Source organism: Mycoplana sp. MJR14, from assembly GCF_029210525.1.
Classification (GTDB): Bacteria; Pseudomonadota; Alphaproteobacteria; order Rhizobiales; family Rhizobiaceae; genus Mycoplana.
In genome coordinates this window covers 1-822 of sequence record NZ_JARGEO010000028.1, presented here as the reverse complement: position 1 = coordinate 822, position 822 = coordinate 1, and the positions used below count along the sequence as shown (strand labels likewise).

At 61.8% G+C, this 822-nt stretch carries 1 protein-coding gene; it reads right to left on the bottom strand.

The annotated features are described in order from the left end of the window. A partial coding sequence (locus P0086_RS25180; RefSeq protein ID WP_275790825.1) for an IS481 family transposase occupies positions 1–795 on the bottom strand: 795 nt, incomplete at its 3' end. Positions 796–822 lie beyond the last annotated feature (27 nt).

The window sequence follows — 822 nt, the reverse complement described above, 5'->3', positions numbered from 1 at the left end:
AGCCCATTCCCTGAGCGCGGTCTGAATGAAGCGCTCGGCCTTGCCGTTGGTTTTCGGCGTGTATGGCTTGGTGCGGATATGCTTGAGCCCGAGCTCTTTGCAAAGATCGCGAAAGGCGTGCGCCTTGTAGCAGGAGCCGTTGTCGGTCATGACGCGTGTCACCGTGATCCCAAGCGTCTGATAGTAGGCGATCGCCCGCTTCAGGAAAGTGGTGGCACTGGCAGCCTTTTCGTCCGGGAAGATGTCGGTGAAAGCGATGCGAGAGGCATCGTCGATGCAGACATGGACATATTCCCAGCCTACGCCACGGGAATTGCTCTGTCCGGTCCTGTTGCCGGTGATGCGATGCCCAACCCGCTCGAAACGACCGAGCCGCTTAATATCGAGGTGGATCAGGCCGCCGGGCTGGGCATAGTCATAACGCACCACCGGCACGGCAGGCTCGATGTCCTTGAGACGTGACAGACCGGCCCGCTTGAGCACCCGGCTGACAGTCGCCGGAGAGACACCCGTTTGGATGGCGATGTGCTTGCCGGTCAGGCGTTGGCGGCGCAGCGCGATAATGCGCTCCGCCAGCGCCTGACCGGTCTGCCTGGGAATGGAATGCGGTCGTGACGTGCGATCGAGCATGGCATCGCGCCCGCCCGCTCTGAAGCGCTCGACCCAACGCGCCACGATCTTGGCCGAGACGCCGTACACCCTGGCGGCCTGAGAGACGGGCAATCCTGCGATGACGGCAAGCGCCATTTCTTCTCGACGCAAAGGCGTCAGTCGGGCATTCTTGTGAATGTTCATTCGGAGCGATCCTGGAGGACTGAGGTG